Here is a 20,118-nt window from a genome sequence, read left to right as displayed (position 1 = left end):
AGAGGCAGTTGGACGCGCGGAGAGATACCCCTCACCTGGACCGCATCTGACGATGCGGTCCGACCTCTCCCACAAGGGGAGAGCTGCACCGTCCGAGCTGCAGCTAGCTCACTCGATCTCGCCATGTCTCAGTGGCCCAGATAGACTTCGATGACCTTGGGATCGTTCTTCACCTTCTCCATGGTGCCCTCCGAGAGGATCTGGCCCTGGTGCAGCACGGTGACCTTGTGCGCGATGTCCTCGACGAACTTCATGTCGTGCTCGATCACCAGCACCGAGCGGTTCTTGATGATGCGGTTGAGCAGCTCGGCGGTCTTGGCACGCTCCGACACGCTCATGCCGGCGACGGGCTCGTCCAGCATCAGCAGGTCCGGGTCCTGGATCAGCAGCATGCCGATCTCGAGCCACTGCTTCTGGCCGTGGCTGAGCTCGTCGGCATAGGTATTGAGCTTGTCCTTGAGGAAGATCATCTCCGCGACCTCCTCCACCCGGTCCTTCACCGGCTGGTCGCGCTGAAAGGTCAGCGAGCCGAACACGGTGCGACCGCGCGGAAACGAGATCTCGAGGTTCTCGAAGACCGTCAGGTCATCGAAGACCGAAGGCGTCTGAAATTTGCGCCCGACGCCGGTCTGAACGATCTCGTTCTCCTTCATCTTCGTGAGCTCCTTGCCACGAAACTGGATCGAGCCCGAGGTCGCCTTGGTCTTGCCGCAGATCAGGTCAAGCACCGTGGTCTTGCCCGCGCCGTTGGGACCGATAATGACGCGGATCTCGTTCTCCTCGACATAGAAGGAGAGGTCGTTGACTGCCTTGAACCCGTCGAACGAGACGGTCAGTCCGGAGACCGCGAGCAGGAATTCCTTCGGCTGATGACCGACGAGCATGATCTATCTCCTCACTGCCAGCGTGGCATCGGCATCGTGATGACCGACGAGCATGATCTACCTCCTCACTGCCAGCGTGGCATCGGCATCGTGATGACCGACGAGCATGATGGTCTCCTCACTCTGCCGGTGCGCCGTCGGCGACCGAATTGTCGTTCCAGCCCGCCTTCGTCTTGCGCGAGCCGAACAACCGATCGATGCGCGGCTGCACGTAATCGGCCCAGAGCCCGGACAGTCCGTTCGGGAAGGCAAGCACGACCGCGATGAACAGCGCGCCGAGGCCGAACAGCCAGAGCTGCGGGAAGGATTCCGACAGGCTGGTCTTGGCGAAGTTCACCAGGATGGCTCCCCAGACCGCGCCGAAGATCGACGTCCGCCCGCCGACGGCGGTGTAGATCACCATCTCGATCGACGGCACGATGCCGACGAAGGACGGCGACATGAAACCGACATTGAGCGCGAACATGGCGCCGCCGATCGCGGCGAAGATCGCGGCCATGCAGAAGGCAAAGATCTTGAAGTTGGCGACGCTGTAGCCGGAGAAGCGGACGCGGTCTTCCTGCTCGCGCATCGCGACCAGGATGCGGCCGAGCTTGGTCAGGCGGATGAACTGTGCGATGCCGATGCAGGCGAACAGCAGCACCACCTCGACGAAGTACAGGATGACCTTGGCGTGGTCGGGCCGGATGTCCCACCCCTTGAGCGTGCGCAGATCGGTCATGCCGTTGATGCCGCCGGTGTAGCCCTGCTGCCCGACGATCAGGATGGTCAGGATGGCGGCGACCGCCTGGGTGATGATCGCGAAGTAGGTGCCGCCGACGCGGCGCTTGAACATCGCAGTGCCGATGATCAGGGCGAAGAGACCGGGAACCAGGATGATGGCCAGGATGGTGAAGGTCAGGCTGTGAAACGGTTGCCAGAACAGCGGCAGCGACGTGATCTGATTCCAGTCCATGAAATCGGGGATGCCGGGCGTCGACTGGATCTTGGTGTTCTCGACGCTCGATGCCTCAAGCTTGAGGAACATCGCCATGCAGTAGCCGCCGAGGCCGAAGAACACGCCCTGCCCCAGGCTCAGAATGCCGCCATAGCCCCAGCACAGCACGAGGCCGAGCGCAACGAAGGCGTAGGTCAGGTATTTCGCGACGAGATTGAGGCGGAACACATCCAGCGACAGCGGCAGGATCACGAACAACACGGCGGCCAGGACGATGAAGCCCGTGAGTTCGGAGCGATTGAAGAAGCGTGAGTTGATGATCATGACTTGCCTGCTTCTCGTTATTTGCGGACTTTGAGGGCGAACAGACCCTGCGGCCGCAGCATCAGGATGCCGACGACAGCGAGCAGCGTGAGCACCTTGGCCATCGAACCCGACATGAAGAACTCGAGGGTCGATTGCGTCTGCGAGATCGAGAAGGCCGAGGCGATGGTGCCGAGCAGGCTGGCGGCGCCGCCGAACACGACGACCAAGAAGGTATCGACGATGTAGAGCTGACCGGAGGTCGGCCCGGTCGACCCGATCATGGTGAAGGCGCTGCCGGCGACGCCCGCGATGCCGCAGCCGAGTCCGAACGTATAGCGATCGACCTTCTCGGTGTTGATGCCGACCGCGCCGGCCATGATGCGGTTCTGCACCACCGCACGCACCTGGCGACCCCAGCGCGACAGGTAGAGAACATAGGCAACGGAAACGGTGATCAGCACGGTGAGACCCATCACGAAGACGCCGTTGATCGGCACTTCGATGCTGTCGGTCACGTGCAGCGAGCCGAGCATCCACTGCGGCAGCTCGACGCCGACCTCACGCGCGCCGAACACGGAGCGATAGGCCTGCTGAAGCATCAGGCTGAGGCCCCAGGTGGCAAGCAGCGTGTCAAGCGGGCGCTTGTAGAGGTGCCGTATCAGCACCCACTCCACCAGCATGCCGAGCGCGCCGGATGCGATGAAGGCCAGGATCATCGCGAGGAAGAAGTAGCCGCCGAACAGGCTCGGCATGTAGGCCTGGAAGACGTTCGAGGTCATCCAGGTGACGTAGGCCCCGAGGATCATGAACTCGCCATGGGCCATGTTGATGACGCCCATCTGGCCGAAGATGATGGCAAGCCCGAGGGCCATGAGGACATAGACGGAGAACAGGATCAGTCCGGCAAAACCCTGCATGACGAAGATCGAGCCAAGGTCGCCAATCGAGTAGTCGCCGAACATGTATGTCCTCCGTCGAGATGGGGTCCCGCGTCGCGAGCAGGTTCGCGACGCGGGGGCTTGAGGCATGGACTTGCGATCCACGCCAGGGAGCGGCTTGGTGTCGGGGAGAATGCGCGACGGATGCCGCTTACTGGTAACCCTTCGGGAACGGATCGGGCTCGACGAGATCGGCGGTCTCGTAGATCAGCTCGAACTGGCCATCGAGCTTGGCGCGACCGACCCGGGTCTTCGACCAGAGATGATGGTTCTCGTGGATGCGGACGTAACCTTCCGGAGCCCCCTTGAACTCGACACCGGGCGACGCCGCAGCGATCTTGTCGACGTCGAAGGAGCCGGCCTTCTCGACCGTCAACTTCCACAGCCATGGGCCGAGATAGGCAGCCTGGGTGACGTCTCCGATCACGGTCTTCTCGCCCCACATCTTCTTGAAGGCGGGCACGAAGGCCTTGTTGTTGGGATTGTCGAGCGACTGGAAGTACTTCATGCAGGCGTACGCACCCGCAATGTTCTCGCCACCGATGCCGTCGATTTCGTCCTCGGTGACCGAGATCGTCAGCAGCGGCTGCTTGGCGAGGTCGATGCCGGCCGCCTTGAGCTGCTTGTAGAAGGCGACGTTGGAGCCACCGACGACGTCGGTGAAGATCACGTCGGGCTTGGTGAGCTTGATCTTGTTGATGACCGAGTTGAACTGGGTCGAGCCGAGCGCATAGTACTCCTCGCCGACGACCTTGCCCTTCAGGACGTTCTCGACGTGCTTGCGCGCGATCTTGTTCGAGGTGCGCGGCCAGATGTAGTCGGAGCCGATGAAGAAGAAGGTCTTCGCACCCTTCTCCTTGGCGATCCAGTTCAGGCCGGCGAGAATCTGCTGGGTCGCCTCCTGGCCGGTGTAGATCACGTTCTTGGACTGCTCGAGTCCTTCGTAGAAAGTCGGGTAGTAGAGCATGCCGTTATACTGCTCGACGACCGGCAGCACCGCCTTGCGCGAGGCCGAGGTCCAGCAGCCCATGATGGCCGCGACCTTGTCGTTGACCAGCAGCTTCTTGGCCTTTTCGGCGAAGGTCGGCCAATCGGAGGCGCCGTCCTCCTGGATGAACTTGATCTTGCGGCCGAGGACGCCGCCGGCCGCGTTGATCTGCTCGATCGCAAGCTTTTCGGCCTCGATCGAGCCGGTCTCGGAGATCGCCATGGTGCCGGTCGCCGAGTGCAGGATGCCGACCGTGACCTCGGTGTCGGTGACCGCAAGACCCGTGGTGTTGACCGCCGAGGTCGCCGGGGCCTGCGCAAAGGACGCCCGCGGCAGCATCGTGACGGCCGGCACGGCCGCCATCCCCATCAACAATTTGCGCCGAAGCGGCGACAATAGGCCCTTGTTTGCTTCGTCTGACATGAGCACCCCACTTTTGTTCGAGAACGCGCTATTGGTGGCCGTGAGGATGGCTCGAATTTATGCAGCGCAAGCATACGCAAGATCGCGTATACTGCACCGCAAAATGCCGACGTAGGCTTCTGGTACGGAATTTGCGAGGGGTCCGGGTCCGTATCGGGAGTGGGGTTCAGTGGCAGGGCGGCAGCGAATAGACCGCGTCAGGCGCCAGTACAACCAATGGGTCGCCAACCAGACTCTGGAAGACTATGCCCTGCGCTTCACCGCCAAGAGCGCACGCCGCTGGTCCGCCGCCCGCGTCGCCAACACGGCGCTGGGCGCGATCTCGTTCCTGGCAATGGAGGCGATCGGCGGCACCATCACGCTGAACTATGGCGTCACCAATGCGACTGCCGCCATCCTCGTGGTCTCGATCATCATCTTCTGCTGCGGGATGCCCATTGCGTATTATGCGGCCAAGTGCGGCATCGACATCGACCTGCTGACGCGCGGAGCCGGCTTCGGTTACATCGGCTCGACGGTCACCTCGCTGATCTACGCGTCCTTCACCTTCATCTTCTTTGCGATCGAAGCCGTGATCCTCGCGTCCGCGCTCGAAATGTGCTTCGGGATTCCGCGGCCGGTCGGCTATCTCATCAGCGCCGTCGTCATCATCCCGCTGGTAGCCTATGGCATCACGCTGATCAGCCGCTTCCAATTGTGGACGCAACCGCTATGGGTGATCCTTCACATCATTCCGTTCGCGGCGATCGCCTGGCACAACCCGCACTCCTTTACGGAATGGCGCAAGTTCTCGGGCGAGCACGGCGATCTCAACGGACATTTCGATCTGTTGCTGTTCGGCGTTGCGGCCTCGGTGGTGTTTTCGCTGGTGGCGCAGATCGGCGAGCAGGTCGACTTCCTGCGCTTTCTCCCCCGCGACCGCCGCGCCTCGAGGGTCTCCTGGTGGATGGCGCTGATGAGCGCAGGACCGGGCTGGATCGTGCTCGGCGCGCTGAAGCTCCTGGCCGGCTCGTTTCTCGCCTTCTTTGCGCTCAGCCACGGCGTGCCGCCCGAGGAGGCCGCCGAGCCGGCGCATATGTACCTCGAAGCGTTCCGCTATGTGCTCTCGCAGCCCGAGCTCGCACTGGCGTTGACCGGCACCTTCGTGATCCTGTCGCAGGTCAAGATCAACGTCACCAACGCCTATGCCGGCTCGATCGCCTGGTCGAACTTCTTCTCGCGTCTGACTCACAGCCATCCCGGGCGCGTGGTCTGGCTGGTCTTCAACGTCATCGTGGCACTGCTGTTGATGGAGATCGGCGTCTACAAGGCCCTGGAGCAGACGCTGGCGCTCTATTCGAACGTCGCGATCGCCTGGGTCGGCGCGCTGGTCGCAGATCTCGTCGTCAACAAGCCGCTTGGATTGCGACCGCAGCAGATCGAATTCAAGCGCGCGCATCTCTACGACGTCAATCCGGTCGGCGTCGGCGCGATGACGATCGCAACCATCGTCTCCATCAGCGCCTTTTACGGCCTGTTCGGACCTACCGCGAAGGCGCTGTCGGCCTTCATAGCGCTCGCAGTGGCTTTCCTCGCCGCGCCGTTGATTGCCTGGGCCACCGACGGCAAGTACTACATCGCACGCAAGCCGAAGCGGAGCTGGCAGAACCTCGAGGCGATCCAGTGCTGTATCTGCGAGCACGCGTTCGAGCCGGAGGACATGGCCTCCTGCCCCGCTTACGCCGGTCCGATCTGCTCGCTGTGCTGTTCACTGGACGCGCGCTGCCACGATCTCTGCAAGCCGCACGCTCGAATTCAGGCGCAGGTCTCGGAGACGCTGGGCAAGCTGATGCCGCAACCGATCTACGCCCGGATCAACTCGCAGCTCGGCCACTATATCGGCGTGTTCGAGGTCTCCGCCGGCCTGGTCGCCCTGGTGCTGGGACTGATCTATCTGCAGACGTCGGCGAGCGTCCATGGCGAAAACGAGCTCGTCTCCGACGTGCTGTGGAAGGTGTTCTTCTCGCTCAGCATCATCATCGGCGTGGTTGCCTGGCTGTTCGTGCTGGCGCAGCAGAGCCGCCGCGCCGCCGAGGCCGAGACGCGGCGGCAAACCACGCTGCTGATCCAGGAAATCGACGCGCACAAGCGCACCGATGCCGAGCTCCAACGTGCCAAGGAGGTCGCCGAGTCCGCCAATTTGGCCAAGAGCCGCTACGTGGTGGGCCTGAGCCATGAGCTGCGCTCGCCGCTGAACGCGATCAGCGGCTATGCCCAGCTGCTCGAGCAGGATACGACACTGGGCCCGAAGCCGCGCGACCAGGTCCGCGTCGTCCGCCGCAGCGCCGACCACCTGTCCGGCCTGATCGACGGCATCCTGGACATCTCCAAGATCGAGGCGGGGCGGCTGTATCTGTCGCGCGACGAGGTGCGCCTCGGCGAGTTTCTCGAGCAGCTCGTCGGCATGTTCCGCCTTCAGGCCGCGGCCAAAGGCATCGATTTCGTGTTCAGGCGGCCGGCGTCGCTGCCGCTCGTGGTCTATGCGGACGAGAAGCGGCTGCGTCAGGTGCTGATCAACTTGCTCTCGAACGCCATCAAATTCACCCAGTCAGGCAGCGTGCAGTTCGTCGTGCACTATCGCAGCCCCGTCGCCGAGTTCGAGGTGATCGACACCGGACCGGGCATCCGGGGCGACGATCTCGAACGCATCTTCGCGCCTTTCGAGCGCGGTGCGCTTGGCGTCTCGCAGCCGCAGACCGGGACCGGCCTCGGCCTCACCATCAGCCGCCTGCTCGCCGGCGTGATGGGCGGCGATATCAAGGTCGTGAGCACGGTCGGCACCGGCTCAACGTTCAAGGTCAAGATCCTGCTCTCGGAGGTCACCAATCCCCAGCGCATCGCGCCGGTCGAGGCCCCGGTCTCCGGCTATCACGGCGCGCGCAAGACCATCCTCGTCACCGACGACGACCCTGTGCATCGCGATCTCCTGCGCGAGGTGCTGACGCCGCTCGGTTTCATCCTGCTCAGCGCGCCGGACGGCGCCGGTTGCCTCGCGCTGGCACAGCATTGCCGGCCCGATCTGTTCCTGCTCGACATCTCAATGCCTGCCATGGACGGCTGGACCGTGGCCGAGGCCTTGCGCGCGAGCGGCCATCACCAGGCGCGCATCCTCATGGTGTCGGCAAGCGCGTTGGAGGCCCACGGCGCTCCGCTGGCGCAACCCTTCCACGACGGCTATCTGATGAAGCCGATCGACATCCCGCGGCTCCTGGAGACGATCCGCCAGCTGCTCAAGATCGAATGGCAATACGGCTCGGACGAGATCGCGGTGCCGTTCTGGCGTCCCGAGACCGGATCAAAGCCGCCGGTGCGGCACATCGAGGCGCTGATCGGGCTCGGCCAGATCGGCTACGTCAGGGGTATCCAGTTGAAGCTGGACGAGATCGGCAGCGAACATCCTGAGCATGCCGACTTCGTCGCGCAGATGCGGTCGCTGGTCGATCGCTTCGATCTCGACCAGTACATGGCCACATTGAAGACGTTGCACGCGTATGAACATTGAGTCGAAGAAACGCGATGTCGCGCTCGTTGTCGATGACTCTCCGGAGACGCTGCGGCTGCTCACCGACGCGCTCGACGGCGCCGGCATGACGGTCATGGTGGCGCTTGATGGCGCCGCGGCGATGCGCATCATCGACCAGATCACGCCCGACATCATTCTGCTCGATGCCGTGATGCCCGGCATCGACGGCTTCGAGACCTGCCGCCGGCTCAAGCGCGATGCCGGTCTCGCCAACGTGCCCGTGATCTTCATGACGGGCCTTGCCGAGACCGAGCACATCGTGCGCGGACTTGAAGCTGGCGGCGTCGACTACGTGACCAAACCGATCGTGAACGAGGAAATGCTGGCGCGCATCCGCGTCCATCTCGGCAATGCCCGGCTGACCCAGAGCGCGCGCACCGCGCTCGACGTCTCCGGCCGATTCCTGTTCGCGGTCAACCGCCAGGGCAACGTGCTGTGGGCGACGCCGCAGGCGCAGAAACTGCTGTCCGACCATCACGGCGCGCAGGCCGACGATTTCGTCCTGCCGCCAGCGCTGCTGCAATGGCTGGAGCAGGCCAAGGCCAAGGGCAGCTCGAAGTCGCAAGGAGCTTCCTTGCCCGACAATCCGCAACTTCGGCTCTTCTACATGGGTGAGACCGCGCCGAACGAATTCCTGCTGCGGCTCTCGAGGGAGTCCGGCACCGCTCTGCCACCCGAATTCACCAGCGAGCTCGGCCTCACCACGCGCGAGGGAGAGGTTCTGGCCTGGCTCAGCAAGGGCAAGACCAACCGCGACATCGCGCAGATTTTGGGCCTCAGCCCGCGCACGGTCGACAAGCATCTCGAGCAGATCTACGCCAAGCTCGGCGTGGAGAACCGGACGGCCGCGGCGGCCATTGCAGCGAATGCGACGAGGCGGAATTCGTGAGCGGCGTGTGAATGAGTGGGAATGCCGCTACCCCAGTGAACAGTGTCGTCCCGGACAAGCGAGCGAAGCGTAGCGCTGATCCGGGACCCATATGTGGACGGCCTCCGTGGCACAAGAGCTTTGTGAAGGTTTTGATCGGATCGCTTGCATCCATATGTCCGGCCTGTTGGTTCGGCGTGTTAGACCGCTGGCCAAGATGGTTTCCGCGACACGAGCTCCAATCAACCACGCGACCTTGATCGGCCAATGGGTCCCACGGATTTGCTCGCATCTTCGGTCGATCGATCGCACCATCTCCTCTGCTCTTGCAGCTCCGGTTCGGCCGGTGGGTGAACCCGCCGGTCGGCCGAATCTCTCAACTATGCGGCGGCTGGCGCTTGGTCGGCTCGGGCATTCAGCCGCGCGCTGTCATATTCCTGTGCCGTCGTCATCAGCTTCCAGGCGATGCGGGCCATCTTGTTGGCGAGTGCCACTGCGGCAAGCTTCGGTGTCTTGCGCTTCAAGAGCTCGACGAGCCAATGTGGACCGGAATCTTTCGCCATCGCTTGCTTGACCACCGAGGTCGCCCCGACCACCAGCAGTTGACGCAATCTCTCATCGCCAGCGCGGGTGATCTTGCCGAGCCTGGTCTTTCCCGCAGTGGAATGGTCCTTGGGGGTCAAGCCGAGCCAGGCCGCGAACAGTCTTCCTGAGCGGAAGGCATGCGGATCTGGCGCCTTCATGACCAGTGCCGCAGCGGTGACCGGACCGACCCCCGGGATTTGTGCCAATCGCCGGCTCATGGCATCGGCACGGTGCCAGGCCACAAGCTTGGCCTCGACCGCCTTCAGCTCGACTTGCACCTGGTCATATTGGCGGGCAAGCATTGCAAACAGCTCGCGAGCCAGCGCTGGAACACGATCGTCCTGTTTGATCGTCGCCAGGAACGCGGCAAGCTTGTCCAGCCCCTTGGCTGCTATCAAACCGAACTCCGCCGCATGACCGCGGATCGTATTGGAGAGCTGGGTGCGACGCGCGACCAATTGCTCGCGTACGCCAAGCAGCATCAGCGCCGCCTGCTGCTCGGCCGTCTTCACCGGAACGTAGCGCATCCGCGGCCGGCTCGCCGCCTCACACAGTCCTTCCGCGTCGCGCCCGTCGTTCTTGTTGCGCGGCACGTAAGGCTTGACCAGCTGCGGCGCGATCAGCTTGACCGTGTGCACTAGTACCCACTTTTCTTGGAACGTGAGTCGTGATTCAAGGTCGGGATGATACCCGAAGCAAGAGAAGTCCACCTTTCGAGGAAAGATCGCAAGGTGCTTGAGGCGTGCTGTCGCTCACCGGTGACGTTGCAGCGCGATTTGAAGCGGGCGCGGATAGTTCTGTTGGCGGCGGATGGGCGCAGCACCCGGTCGATCGCCAAGGAAGTTGGGGTCCAGCCGCGGATTGTCAGCCTTTGGCGGCATCGCTATGCCGACCATGGCCTTGAAGGGCTGCAAGACAAGCCGCGGCCTGGCAAGCAGCCGATCTATACGAAGACGACCGACAAGCGGATTCTGAAGCTGCTGGATAAGCCGCCACCGCAAGGGTTTGCGCGCTGGACCGGCCCCCTGCTGGCCGAGGCGCTGGGCGATGTCGATGTCCAATATGTCTGGCGGTTCCTGCGCAGCCACAAGATTGACCTGGTGGCTCGCAAGTCCTGGTGCGAGAGCAACGACCCGAACTTTACGGCCAAAGCCGCCGATGTTGTCGGCCTCTATGTCGCGCCGCCGGCGAAGGCCATTGTGCTGTGCGTGGACGAGAAGCCCTCGATCCAGGCTTTGGAGCGAGCGCAGGGTTATCTGAAGTTGCCCAATGGCCGCGCCTTGACCGGCCAAAGCCACGATTACAAGCGGCATGGCACCACAACATTGTTTGCGGCGCTCGAAGTCGCCACCGGAAAGATCATCGCGACCCATTCAAAACGCCGGCGCCGCGTCGAGTTTCTCGATTTCATGAACAGCGTCACCGCGGCTTTTCCGAACCGCAAGCTTCACGTCATCCTCGACAACCTCAACACCCATAAAAAGAACGAGGACTGGCTCAAGGCCCACCCCAACGTGCAATTTCATTTCACGCCGACAAGTGCGTCATGGCTCAATCAGGTCGAAGTATGGTTTTCCATCTTGCAGGGGCAGTCGCTCAGCGGCACCTCCTTCACGAGCCTCAAGCAGCTTCAGGAACACATCGATGCCTACGTCAACGCATACAACGACAGAGCCGAGCCCTTCGTCTGGACCAAGAAAAAGGTCCGTCAACGCCGTTTCAAAGGCCGCCGTATCACTCAGCTCTGATTCCGGGTACTAGCTTGCCAAGCTCCCGCGCCAGGTAGTGCGCCGCCCCGCAAGCCTCGATCACAATCACCGTCGCCGGCAGCTTGGTAAAAAACTCCAGCATCGCCTTGCGGCTCAGCCGCTTGCGCAACACCACTTGCTCCGAAGCGTCAACGCCATGGAGTTGAAAAATATGCTTCGACGTATCCATCCCAATGCGGATAATCTGGCTCATGGACGGCTCCTGTGAATGGGTCTTTGACAACCTCATTCTGGCACAACTGATGCCGTAGGGGCCGTCCACACCATCAGCCACGGGAAGTGGTTTGGCGAGGACTTGGACTGACCAGCTCGCTTCATAACCACTCCCTGTGGTTATGGGTCCCGGGCTCGCTTCGCGCCCCGGGACGACGGTGGAGGGCGGGGGCGAGCATTCGCCACGCCCACTACACCCCTCGCTACATCACCCATAGACAAACGCCTTGTCGTCCAGGTCCGTCTTCGGGATCTCGTCCTTCTCGGTCCAGTAATCCTGGCTGTGCTGCCATTCCGGCTTGTCGCCGCGCTTGGGCAAGAGGTCCATGTTGCGCATCATGTAGCCGGGGTTGAAGTTCTCCGGATCGATCCAGGGCAGGATCGGCATGTTGTGGTCCTCGGGACGCAGCTTGACCTCGACCTTCTTGGCACCTTTCGCCTTCATGTGTCCGAGCAGCCTGCAGACGAAATCGGCGACGAGGTCGACGCGCAACGTCCAGCTGGCGCGGAAGTAGCCGAACACCCAGACCATGTTGGGCACGCCCGTGAACATCATGCCGCGATAGGTGACGGTGTCGCCAAAAGCGAGCGGCCTGCCGTCGATCTCGAACGCGATGTCGCCGAGCGCGGCGAGGTTGAACCCGGTCGCGGTGACGATGATGTCAGCCTCGAGCACCTTGCCCGATTTGAGCTGGATGCCGTTCTCGACGAAGCATTCGATCTCGTCGGTCACGACCGAGGCCTTGCCGCTGGCGATGCCCTTGAACAGGTCGGCATCGGGCACGAAGGCGATGCGCTGCCGCCACGGCCGGTATTTCGGCGTAAAGTGGGTCTCGACGTCGTAGTCCGGGCCGAGCACGGCGCTGATCTGGCCGATCAGCTCCTTCTTGACCTGCTCGGGCTTGGACACGCAGAGCCTCGTGAACGCATCCTGCTCGAACAGGATCTTGCGCCGCACGATCTCATGGATCCAGGCTTCGTCGACCTGAAGCCGGCGCAATTCTTCCGCGATCTCGATGGCGTTGCGGCCCAGGCGGAAGTAAGTCGGCGAGCGCTGCAGCATGGTGACATGCGCGCATTGGTCCGCGATGTTCGGCACCAGCGTTGCCGCCGTCGCGCCCGAGCCGATCACGACGACCTTCTTGTTGGTAAGGTCGACATCATCGGGCCAGGTCTGGGGATGGACGATGCGGCCCTTGAAGCGGTCCATGCCCTTCCATTGCGGCGTGTAGCCTTCCGAATGGCGATAATAGCCCTGGCACATCCAGAGGAAGTTGGCGGTGAAGATCTTCGGCTCACCGGTGTCGGTCGTCACCGCCTCGATGGTCCAGAGATTCTGCTCGCTCGACCAGCTCGCCGAATTGATCTTGTGCTTGTAGCGGATGTGCCGCGCGATATCGTTGTCGTCGATCACCTCTTTCATATAGGAGAGGATTTCCTCGGCGGTCGCGATCGGCGGGCCGACCCACGGCTTGAAGCTGTAGCCAAAGGTATGGAGATCGCTGTCGGAGCGAATGCCGGGATAGCGATGTGTGCTCCAGGTGCCGCCGAATGTTTCCTGCGTCTCCAGGATGACGTAGCTCGTGCCCGGAAGCTGCTTCTGGATGTGATAGGCGCTGCCGATGCCGGAGATGCCGGCGCCGACGATCAGCACGTCGAAATGTTCAGAAACCTGTTTGGCCGTGGCGTGACTGCGAACAGCGACATTCATTGTTGTTTCTATGCCTTGCTTGTTTTTGTGGCCGCCCTTGACCGGACGGCGCGTTTCCTCCGCGCCGGGCAGTTTCGCCCGCCGCGCTTCCGCTACAAAATGACATAGATCAAGTCGCGGTCAAATCACAGCGCCGCACCCCAGCTCCGCGCGGTCTGCAAAATCCAGTCGCGATAGAGCGTGAGCGGCGTGACGCCGGTCAATCCGCCGCAACCGGCGGCGCCGTTCGGCCCTGTCGACCAGCTGATGATCCCGACGAGCACGGGACCATTCGGCCTGTCCTCGAGCACGGGGCCGCCGGAATCGCCGGTGCAGGCGCCAATTCCGTCGCGAACACCGTTGGTTACGGGATCAACCAGGCGAATCTGGAGCGTGCCGGGCTGCCCGGTCGCAACGAGGCCGGCCACGCGCGTCGTGCCGCCACTCTTGCCGTCACCGCGCACGGTGACGCCGATGCCGGCAATGACGAAGCGGCTGCCGACCTGAATTGGAATCGTCGGCGTCCCGACCGTCACCGTGGATTTTCCTTTGAGTGGAATTTCCAGCTGCAGCAGCGCCACGTCGGCGGTGGCACGGTGCGCCTGCATGGCCTGCATGTTGAAATTCGGATGGATCGCGACGGCGCGGACGTTCAGCAATTGCGGCTGGCCGTCGGCGCCGCGATCGACGATCTTGTAGTCGGCGCCGGGCTGCACGCAATGGGCGACCGTCAACACCAGCCTCGGGGCGATCAGGCTGCCGGTGCAGAAATTGCCGCGCGACCCGACGATGGTGACGACGGCGCGCGCGACACCATCGGCCTGCGGCGTGCCGCCGCCGACGATGGCGCGGGCAGGCGTGGCGAGCAGCAGCGCTGCTGCGATGAACATGGCGAGCTTCTTCATGGGAACACGCTTTGGCGTCAGCATCGGTGAAGGAGGGAGGCTTCGGACTGGCTCTTGCCGATACCGCATGCTAGCCCTCTTGGAAAGGAATTGACGAGGGCAGGACATTGACGGTCGAGGCTGTGATCTTTGATTTTGGCGGCGTGCTGACGAGCTCACCATTCGAGGCGTTCACGCGGTTCGAGACCGAGCGCGGCCTGCCCATCGACATCATCCGGCGCACCAATGCCGCCAACCATCTGGAGAACGCCTGGGCCAAGTTCGAGCGGGCCGAGGTGGACATCGACACCTTCGACGAATTGTTCGCCGCCGAATCGCTCGCGCTTGGCGCGGAAGTGCGCGGCCGTGACGTGCTGCCGCTGCTGCAGGGCGATCTGCGCCCGGAAATGGTCGAGGCTCTGAAGCGTATCAAGGCGCAGTTCAAGACCGGCTGCATCACCAACAATTTGCCGGCGAACGCCATCGGCAGCCTGACGGGACGCTCCCTCTACATCGCCGAAGTGATGGTGTTGTTCGATCACGTCATCGAATCCGCCAAGATCGGACTGCGCAAGCCTGACCCGCGCATCTACCGGATGATGGTCGAGACGCTGAAGGTCGATCCGAACAATTGCGTCTATCTCGACGATCTCGGCGTCAACCTGAAGCCCGCGCGTCAGATGGGCATGACGACGATCAAGGTCACAGGCGGTGCCCAGGCGATTGCGGAACTCGAGGCGGCGACGGGGTTGAAGCTGAGCTAGCGCGTCATACTCCGTCATTGCGAGCGCAGCGAAGCAATCCAGACTGTCTCCGCGGAAAGATTCTGGATTGCTTCGCTGCGCTCGCAATGACCGCGTGGAACGATCTCGCCTCGAGAATTGACTACTCCGTCCCAGCGGCAACCCGCTCCGGGAATGCAGACGCCAGCGAGTCACGATCCGCCTTCAGCACGCCGCGTTCGGTGATGAGGCCGGTGACAAGCCGCGCCGGCGTCACGTCAAAGGCGTAGTTCGCGACCGGCGAGTTCTCCGGCACGATACGAACCGTCTCCAGCCTTCCGTCGGCGGTACGGCCGGTCATGTCGGTGACTTCCGTGCCGCTGCGCTGCTCGATCGGGATGTCGCGAACGCCGTCATGGACGGCGAAGTCGATCGTCGGCGACGGCAGCGCGACGTAGAACGGCACGCCATTGTCATGCGCGGCAAGCGCCTTCAGATAGGTACCGATCTTGTTGCAGACGTCACCATTGGCGGCGACGCGGTCGGTGCCGACAATGGCGAGATCGACCATGCCGTGCTGCATCAGGTGTCCGCCGGTATTGTCCGGGATCACGGTGTGCGGCACGCCGTGATGGCCGAGCTCCCAGGCCGTCAGCGAGGCGCCCTGGTTGCGCGGCCGGGTCTCGTCGACCCAGACATGGATCTTGAGGCCGCGCTCATGCGCGAGATAGATCGGCGCCGTCGCCGTGCCCCAATCGACGGTGGCGAGCCAGCCGGCGTTGCAATGGGTCAGCACGTTGACCGCCTGCCCCGGCTTCTTGGCCGCGATCGCCTCGATCAGCTTCAGACCGTTGCCGGCGATGCCGCGGTTGATCTCGACGTCCTGCTCGACGATCTCGTCGGCGCGAGCATAGGCCGCTTCCGCCCTTTCAAGGGGGTCGATCGGAGCGAGCGTCGCGCGCATCTCGTCCAGGGCCCATTTCAGATTGATCGCGGTCGGCCGCGCCACGACGAGCGTGTCATAGGCGCGCTTCAGGCCTGCATCCGAGGCATCCTCGCGCATCGCGAGCGCCATTCCATAAGCGGCAGTCGCGCCGATCAAAGGCGCGCCGCGCACCAGCATGTCGCGGATTGCGACGGCCGCGTCCTCGCAGGAGGTGAGGCGCGCGATGACGAACTCATGCGGCAACCTGCGCTGATCGATCGCGCCGACCGACCAGCCATCACGCTCGCGCCAGATGCTGCGGAAATGCTTGCCGTCGACCTTCATGGCATTCTGCCTTTCACATCACGCCCGCAGGATGCGCCCGGCCACCGCATCGAGCTTCTTCAGAAGCTCCGGATCGCGCGCCTCCGGCGCCGTGATCAGCGCGGTATCGAGCGCACGGTCCGAGCCAATCGGGCATGGCTCGTGCTCGCGCGGAAAATCCTTTGCCAGCCGCGCCACCAGCGCCTTCGCCTTGTCGGCGTTCGAGGTCAGCACGCGGATGATGTCCTGAACGGTGACGGCGTCGTGATCGGGATGCCAGCAGTCGAAATCAGTCACCATCGCGACCGTGGCGTAGCAGATCTCCGCCTCGCGCGCGAGCTTCGCCTCGGGCATGTTGGTCATGCCGATCACGGAATAGCCTGATGTCTTGTAGGTCATGCTTTCCGCATAGGTGGAGAATTGCGACCCCTCCATGCAGACATAGGTGCCGCCGCGCGCGACCGCGATGCCCTCGGCTTCGGCCGCCGCCGCGAGATGGATGCGCAGCCGCGGCGAGACCGGATGCGCCATCGACACATGCGCGACGCAGCCGCGGCCGAAGAACGAGCTCTCTCGCTTGTAGGTACGGTCGACGAACTGGTCGACGAGAACGAAAGTCCCGGGCGGCAGTTCCTCCCTGAAGGAGCCGCAGGCCGAGAGTGAGATCAGGTCGGTGACGCCGGCCCGCTTCAGCACGTCGATATTGGCGCGATAATTGATGTCGGAGGGGGACAGCCGGTGGCCCTTGTCATGCCGCGGCAGGAACACGATCGGCAGGCCGGCGATGGAGCCACGCCGCAAGGGCGCAGACGGCTCGCCCCACGGGCTCTTGATCACCTCTTCGCGCGCACCCTCGAGGCCCGGGAGGTCATAGATGCCCGAGCCGCCGATGATACCCAATACCGCCTGCGTCATGCCTGCTCCAACCTGTCCGCCATGTGTGACATGGTTAAGCTATGCCAGCTTTGCGGCGGTTTTGAAACGGGGCTGGAGGGGCGATGGCGGTGGTGTCGGGGGCGCGAGCCTGCGCCTCATACCTGGTGTCGTCCCCGCGAACGCGGGGACCCATACCGCGGGATCTATGGAGGTGGCTGGTCGCAATCCCGAACGACCAATCTTCGCCAAACTCCTCCCTGGGGTTATGGGTCCCTGCGTTCGCAGGGACGACACCGGAGAGGGAGTAGCGCCCTTAACTAAGCCGCGGTCGCCGGCTGCAGCTGCGTCGCGATCATCCGCTCCAGCGTCTCGACGGACTGGAAATTCTCCGGCGTGATCTCGGATTGCGGGATGGTGAAATCGAACTCGGCTTCGACGCCGAGCATCAGATTGACCATGTCCATCGACGTCAGGCCGACATCAACGAGCTTGGCGGAAGACGTGACGTCTGCGGTGAGTGAATTCTGTTCGAGGATGCCCTTCACCAGCTTGATGATGCGATTGCGCACGTCGGTATTGAAGGCCTGCATCGGCAAATTCCCATCTGTCTAACGAGGTCGGACCGGACTGTCGGCTACGATGGGCACGGCTTGCCGGTCCTGCAATGGGCGTCACCAATACTTCGCGTTTCTTAGTAAACGATGACTCAGATTGTCCGGAATTCAGGCTTCTTCCAGAGTCCTAACGCGACGCCGGAAAATCCGGTGATGCAAACAACCGGCCCTTAACTGTCCGTCCGGAATTGGGCTTTGTTTACCCTCTATTTCATCGACGAATTTGAATTAAATCCGTAGCCTCGTCTCACAAGCAAAGATGGCCGGAGGATCACCGGCGGCATCGCGAATGATGCCGGCGATCTCGAACGGGCAAAACGGAGGCGGACGAGCATGAACGTGCGTGAAGCGGTCCTTACTGTCGACGAGATGCAGACGAGCTTCCTCGAGCAGGGCCCCTCCCTGATCGAGCGCGCCGCCCGGACCGCCGCCGCTGCTGCGGCCGACGCAGACGGGGTCGATCGCGACGCCCGTTTCCCGCACAAGGCATTCGAGGTCGCACGTGAGCAGAAGCTGCTCGGCGTGACGGTTCCGGTCGAGTTCGGTGGCTTCGGCGCTTCGATCCATGAGGTCACCGACATCTGCTACACGCTCGGACGCGCCTGCGCGTCCACCGCGATGATCTACGCGATGCACCAGACCAAGGTCGCCTGCATCATCAGGCACGGCCATGGCATTCCCTGGATGGAGACCATGATGCGCCGGGTCGCCCGCGACCAGTGGCTGCTCGCCTCCTCCACCACCGAAGGCCAGAACGGCGGCAACATCCGCGCCAGCGCCGCCGCGGCCGATCATGCCGGCGACACCGTCTCGCTGGTGCGCGACGCCACCGTGATCTCGTACGGCGCCGAAGCCGATGGCCTCGTCACTATCGCCCGCCGCGCCACCGATGCGGCGGCCTCCGACCAGGTGCTGCTGGCGCTCGCCAAGGACGACTATTCGCTGAGGCGGACGCTGGGCTGGGAAACGCTCGGCATGCGCGGCACCTGCTCGACCGGGTTCGAGCTGAAGGTCGACTGCCCCGCCGACCGCGTCTTCCCTGAAGCCTATGACAAGATCCACGCCCAGACCATGACGCCGTTCGCGCATCTGTGCTGGTCGTCGGTCTGGGCCGGCATTGCCGCTGCGGCAGTGACTCGCGCGCAGGCCTTCATCCGCAAGGCGGCGCGCTCTTCCGGCGGCCAGATGCCTCCGGCCGCGGCGCACTTCACCGCCGCCAAGATGTCGCTGGCCAAGCTGCGCGCACTGATCGCCGCCAACATCGATGCTTTCGCCGTCGCCGAGCATGACGAGCGTGCGCTGAGCTCGCTCGACTTCCAGTCCTCCATCACGCTGTTGAAAGTGCAGGCCTCCGAGCTCGCGGTCGAGACCGTGATGCATGCGATGCGCACCGCGGGTCTTTCCGGCTACCGCAACGACGGCGAGTTCACCATGGGCCGCCATCTGCGCGACGTGCTGTCGTCGCCGATCATGATCAACAACGACCGCATCCTGGCCAACGCCGCGACGTCGACGCTGATGAGCGGAGTGCCGACGAGCCTTCGCGACTGAGATGCCTCGACGACTGAATCAACAAGAACAATTTTGAGATAGCAGGACATCGAACCATGAATATTGCCATCCTCCCCGACTCGCCCGCCACCGCCCCGCAGATGATCGATCCGCTCGATCATCTCGCCGACAAGCTGTTCCACCGCATGGGGGCCGACGGCGTCTACGCCCGCACCGCACTCTATGAGGGCGTCGTCGAGAAGCTCGCCGCGCTGATCACCAGCCATCGCGAAAGCGGCACCGAGGTGATGCGCTTCCCGCCGGTCATGAGCCGCGCCCAGCTGGAGAAATCCGGCTATCTCAAGAGCTTTCCGAACCTGCTCGGCTGCGTCTGCGGCCTGCACGGCACCGAGCGCGAAATCAATGCCGCGGTGAGCCGCTTCGACGCCGGCGGCGACTGGACGACCTCGCTGTCACCCGCCGATCTCGTGCTGTCACCCGCCGCCTGCTATCCGGTCTACCCGATCGCGGCGAGCCGTGGCCAATTGCCGAAGGGCGGCCTGCGCTTCGACGTCGCTGCGGATTGCTTCCGCCGCGAGCCGTCGAAGCATCTCGACCGGCTGCAATCGTTCCGGATGCGCGAATATGTCTGCATCGGCAGCCCCGAGGACGTCGCCGACTTCCGCGAGCGCTGGATGGTGCGCGCGCAGGCGATCGCCCGCGATCTCGGCCTCACCTTCCGCGTCGATTACGCCAGCGATCCTTTCTTCGGCCGGGTCGGCCAGATGAAGGCGGTGAGCCAGAAGCAGCAGCAGCTCAAGTTCGAGCTCCTTATCCCGCTGCGCTCGGAAGAGCAGCCGACCGCCTGCATGAGCTTCAATTATCACCGCGAGCATTTCGGCACGACCTGGGGAATCCAGGACGCCAACGGCGAGCCGGCCCATACCGGCTGCGTTGCTTTCGGCATGGACCGCCTGGCCGTCGCCATGTTCCACACCCACGGCACGGATCTTTCCGCCTGGCCGGCGAAGGTGCGGGACGTCCTGGGCTTGCAGCCGCATGTCGCGGCCGAGGCTCATGGCGAAGGCTGGCGCTAAGGTAAGAGGTCGACCATTTCCA

Annotated in this window: 15 protein-coding genes and 2 pseudogenes; 6 read left to right on the top strand and 11 right to left on the bottom strand. The window is 63.3% G+C overall.

The genetic code is table 11. The annotated features are described in order from the left end of the window. Positions 1–128: 128 nt before the first annotated feature. From urtD to urtA, 4 genes are all read right to left on the bottom strand, one after another. Entirely contained in the window at positions 129–884 is a 756-nt protein-coding gene (gene urtD, locus ABIF91_RS17800) for an urea ABC transporter ATP-binding protein UrtD (RefSeq protein WP_028180852.1), read from the bottom strand. A 118-nt stretch (positions 885–1,002) separates the two neighbouring features. Then, a complete protein-coding gene (gene urtC / locus ABIF91_RS17795; RefSeq protein ID WP_035672994.1) occupies positions 1,003–2,145 on the bottom strand; it encodes an urea ABC transporter permease subunit UrtC in 1,143 nt (380 codons plus the stop codon). A gap of 17 nt (positions 2,146–2,162) precedes the next feature. After that, a complete protein-coding gene (gene urtB / locus ABIF91_RS17790) occupies positions 2,163–3,089 on the bottom strand; it encodes an urea ABC transporter permease subunit UrtB (RefSeq protein ID WP_028180850.1) in 927 nt (308 codons plus the stop codon). A gap of 127 nt (positions 3,090–3,216) precedes the next feature. Further along, positions 3,217–4,476, bottom strand: coding sequence for an urea ABC transporter substrate-binding protein (gene urtA / locus ABIF91_RS17785; protein WP_028180849.1), 1,260 nt, complete (start codon positions 4,474–4,476; stop codon positions 3,217–3,219). Positions 4,477–4,645: 169 nt separating this feature from the next. Between urtA and ABIF91_RS17780 the strand changes: the two genes are divergently transcribed. Then, a complete protein-coding gene (locus ABIF91_RS17780) occupies positions 4,646–8,017 on the top strand; it encodes a hybrid sensor histidine kinase/response regulator (RefSeq protein WP_424579287.1) in 3,372 nt (1,123 codons plus the stop codon). After that, positions 8,007–8,927 (top strand): response regulator, encoded by a 921-nt coding sequence (locus ABIF91_RS17775; protein WP_424579286.1) that lies wholly within the window; start codon positions 8,007–8,009, stop codon positions 8,925–8,927. Before ABIF91_RS17780 ends, ABIF91_RS17775 begins: the two co-directional genes overlap by 11 nt. A 359-nt stretch (positions 8,928–9,286) precedes the next feature. On the opposite strand, the pseudogene ABIF91_RS17770 reads toward ABIF91_RS17775, so the two are convergent. After that, positions 9,287–10,132, bottom strand: a pseudogene (locus tag ABIF91_RS17770) (IS110 family transposase); the annotation flags it as partial. 42 nt (positions 10,133–10,174) lie between these two features. On the opposite strand from ABIF91_RS17770, the gene ABIF91_RS17765 reads away from it, so the two are divergent. Beyond that, on the top strand, positions 10,175–11,239 hold the full coding sequence (locus ABIF91_RS17765; RefSeq protein ID WP_026192128.1) for an IS630-like element ISRj1 family transposase: 1,065 nt from the start codon (positions 10,175–10,177) through the stop codon (positions 11,237–11,239). A 19-nt stretch (positions 11,240–11,258) separates the two neighbouring features. Here the strand turns inward: ABIF91_RS17765 and ABIF91_RS17760 are convergent. From ABIF91_RS17760 to ABIF91_RS17750, 3 genes and pseudogenes are all read right to left on the bottom strand, one after another. Then, positions 11,259–11,453 (bottom strand): annotated as a pseudogene (locus tag ABIF91_RS17760) (IS110 family transposase); the annotation flags it as partial. Positions 11,454–11,681: 228 nt separating this feature from the next. Continuing rightward, entirely contained in the window at positions 11,682–13,184 is a 1,503-nt protein-coding gene (locus tag ABIF91_RS17755; protein ID WP_028180433.1) for a flavin-containing monooxygenase, read from the bottom strand. Positions 13,185–13,309: 125 nt separating this feature from the next. Next, positions 13,310–14,068 carry a S1 family peptidase gene (locus ABIF91_RS17750; protein ID WP_028180432.1) on the bottom strand — a complete coding sequence of 253 codons (759 nt, stop codon included), beginning with the start codon at positions 14,066–14,068 and terminating at the stop codon, positions 13,310–13,312. Between the two features lie 107 nt (positions 14,069–14,175). On the opposite strand from ABIF91_RS17750, the gene ABIF91_RS17745 reads away from it, so the two are divergent. Then, positions 14,176–14,811, top strand: a complete 636-nt coding sequence (locus ABIF91_RS17745) for an HAD-IA family hydrolase (RefSeq protein ID WP_028180431.1) — start codon at positions 14,176–14,178, stop codon at positions 14,809–14,811. A gap of 121 nt (positions 14,812–14,932) precedes the next feature. Here ABIF91_RS17745 and mtnA read toward each other — a convergent pair whose 3' ends face one another. The 3 genes from mtnA to ABIF91_RS17730 all read right to left on the bottom strand — a co-directional run bounded on the left by mtnA (position 14,933) and on the right by ABIF91_RS17730 (position 17,484). Next, positions 14,933–16,039, bottom strand: a complete 1,107-nt coding sequence (gene mtnA / locus ABIF91_RS17740) for an S-methyl-5-thioribose-1-phosphate isomerase (protein WP_028180430.1) — start codon at positions 16,037–16,039, stop codon at positions 14,933–14,935. An 18-nt stretch (positions 16,040–16,057) separates the two neighbouring features. Next, positions 16,058–16,933, bottom strand: coding sequence for an S-methyl-5'-thioadenosine phosphorylase (locus ABIF91_RS17735; RefSeq protein ID WP_028180429.1), 876 nt, complete (start codon positions 16,931–16,933; stop codon positions 16,058–16,060). Between the two features lie 278 nt (positions 16,934–17,211). After that, the gene (locus ABIF91_RS17730) at positions 17,212–17,484 is read right to left on the bottom strand and encodes a phosphopantetheine-binding protein (protein ID WP_028180428.1); all 273 of its coding nucleotides are present in this window, start codon (positions 17,482–17,484) and stop codon (positions 17,212–17,214) included. A gap of 357 nt (positions 17,485–17,841) precedes the next feature. Here ABIF91_RS17730 and ABIF91_RS17725 point away from each other — a divergent pair, with 357 nt between their 5' ends. Next, entirely contained in the window at positions 17,842–19,059 is a 1,218-nt protein-coding gene (locus ABIF91_RS17725; RefSeq protein ID WP_035671484.1) for an acyl-CoA dehydrogenase family protein, read from the top strand. Positions 19,060–19,115: 56 nt separating this feature from the next. Next, positions 19,116–20,096, top strand: coding sequence for an amino acid--[acyl-carrier-protein] ligase (locus ABIF91_RS17720; RefSeq protein ID WP_035695869.1), 981 nt, complete (start codon positions 19,116–19,118; stop codon positions 20,094–20,096). The last annotated feature ends 22 nt before the right edge of the window (positions 20,097–20,118 follow it).

This window comes from Bradyrhizobium sp. USDA 241, from assembly GCF_049739505.1.
GTDB lineage: Bacteria > Pseudomonadota > Alphaproteobacteria > Rhizobiales > Xanthobacteraceae > Bradyrhizobium > Bradyrhizobium liaoningense.
This window is presented reverse-complemented; position numbering and strand designations above follow the sequence as displayed.